This is a genomic window from Micromonospora sp. ATA51, from assembly GCF_016802855.1.
Taxonomy (GTDB): domain Bacteria; phylum Actinomycetota; class Actinomycetes; order Mycobacteriales; family Micromonosporaceae; genus Micromonospora; species Micromonospora sicca.
On sequence record NZ_JAEVHJ010000578.1, the window covers coordinates 1 to 2142 of the forward strand.

A 2142-nucleotide genomic window follows, 5' to 3' on the forward strand; every position below is an offset into this window, starting at 1 on the left:
CGGGACGCAGCGCGGTCAGCGGGGCGTGCTCCGGTTCGGCCGGTGGCGGTGGCGTCGGCCGCGCGCGCCGGTGGGCGTCCCGCAGGGCGTCGATCTGCGCGGCGACGGCGGCGCGTTGGCCGGCTGCGGCGGCGAAGGCGAGGGTGAGGTAGAAGCGGAAGTTCACGGTCGCGGCGGTCGGCACCAGCAGCCCGGTGAGCCGACTTCCGTCGGTGCTGTGCAGCAGGGTGATCGGGGTGTGGGGGTGGTGTGCGGGCCCCACCATGTCCGCGTACGCCCACTCCCGCCGGTACTCGCGCCCGGCGAAGGCCACCCGACGGTCGGTCACGACGGCCATGCCGGCGTCGACGACCCGCAGACCTCTGGGCAGGGTTCGGCCGGGTGCGTCGATGCTGGTGATGACGACGGTGAGCCCCGGCGTGGGTAGTCCGGAACCGTGCCGTGCCTCGGCCTCGACCAGTTCCGCGGTCGGCAGCACCCGGTAGATGACCTCGTCGTCGTCGAGGTCGACCGGCAGGCCGGTACGCGGCTGCGCGTACCCGAGGAACGTCGCGGCCTCGATCTGCAGCCGGATCAGTTGGTCGTTGCGCCGGACCCAGGCCTCGGTCTCGGCGTGGTGCGCGCGGCGTCGCCGGTCGTTCTCGCGTTCCGCCCAGGTGATGCGCCATCGGGGCAGGGTGGCCGACGGGATCGTGTCGATGGCGGGTGATGTCGCCGTCACGCCCGGTACAACCGGTCGCGTGCCGTCCAGGAAACGCGCCGCGATCGATACTTCCCTTTGTTTGGGATAAGAGAAGATTGAGCCGCGTCGGGGCTCTGGACCGACCGCAGCGGGCCCTACCCGTCGCGATGGTCCGCCTGGTGGCCACGGTGGCTCGGTGGGCGTCGTCCGGCGCGGGTCGCGTCGGAGACGGCGTTCAGGGCCAGGACCAGGGTGGCGGCGACGGCGACCAGCAGCGGCGGTACGAGGAGCAAAGCCGGCGACATGGCGGCCAGCACGAACAGCGCGACCGGCCGATCTCGGGGTACGCGCTTGAACACCTCGTATTCGAAGAGGGCACGTCCGGCCATGAACAGCGCGGGTCCGCCGAGGATGACGGCGATCCAGGCCGGTCGGGTCTGTCCGAGGGCCTGGACGATGACGAGTTGATCGCCGACGGCGGTGACGACGATGCCGGCCACCATGACCAGGTGGGCGTATGAGGCCGATCGGGCAAGGCGGTCCGGGTCGGGGACCGCGGCGATGGCCGCGGGCAACAGTTGCCCGGCGCGGTGGATGTAGATCCGCCACAGCAGCACCGTGGTCGCGAACGACACCACGACCGCCGCCGTCCGGTCGGTCGTGAAGCCGGTGCCGGTGACCGCCAGTCCGGTGAGCAGGATCAACTCGCCGAGGGCGACGATGAAGAACTGCCGGTAGCGCTCGGACAGGTGCTCGGCCACGACCGGCAGTTCCGACTCGCGCGAGCGGCCGAGCCCGGGCGTGGGGTAGTGGAGCACGAATGCGCCGTACTCCACGGCCACGGCCAGCGTCCACAGCAGGCCACGCGTCGTACCGTGCGCGAGCGCCCCCGCGATCCACGGCACCGCGGACACGCCGAACCAGAACAGCACCCGCACGGCTCTGCGCTGCAGCTCGTGGCCCCGAAGGATGAGCCGGAGGAAGATGCTGCGGCCGAGCTGGATGGCGACGTACACGACGGCGAAGACCAGGCCGGTGTCGCCGAAGGCGCCGGGCAGTGCGGCGGCCATCACCAGGCTGCCGCCCATGATCGAGATGACCAGTAGCTGTATCGCCGGCCGCTGCGGGTCGAACCTGTCGGTCACCCACGCCGTGGTGAACCAGACCCACCACGGCCAGCAGCAGCACCAGCGTCCGGAAGGCGCCGGTCCAGTCGAGGTGCTGGATCAGCCCGTGCGAGAGCTGGGTGAACGCGAGCACGAACACGAGGTCGAAGAACAACTCCAGGAACGTCGCCCGCTCGGGGTCCCCGGGTTTCCGCAGCAGCTCGGCTACCCTGCTCGTCGTCATCGGCTGGTCACCTAGCTCGAAAATGAACGGTGACTGGGCGGGCGGCAGCCCCCAGCGGAGCGCAGCGGAGCCGGGATAGATCTCGGTCGTCGGGTTAGGCGGCGGTCTGG

At 71.0% G+C, this 2142-nt stretch carries 2 pseudogenes; both read right to left on the bottom strand.

From position 1 onward, the window contains the following. Positions 1-721, bottom strand: a pseudogene (locus tag JNW87_RS37930) (hypothetical protein); the annotation flags it as partial. A 116-nt stretch (positions 722-837) separates the two neighbouring features. Next, positions 838-2032 (bottom strand): annotated as a pseudogene (locus tag JNW87_RS37935) (low temperature requirement protein A). Between the last annotated feature and the right edge of the window lie 110 nt (positions 2033-2142).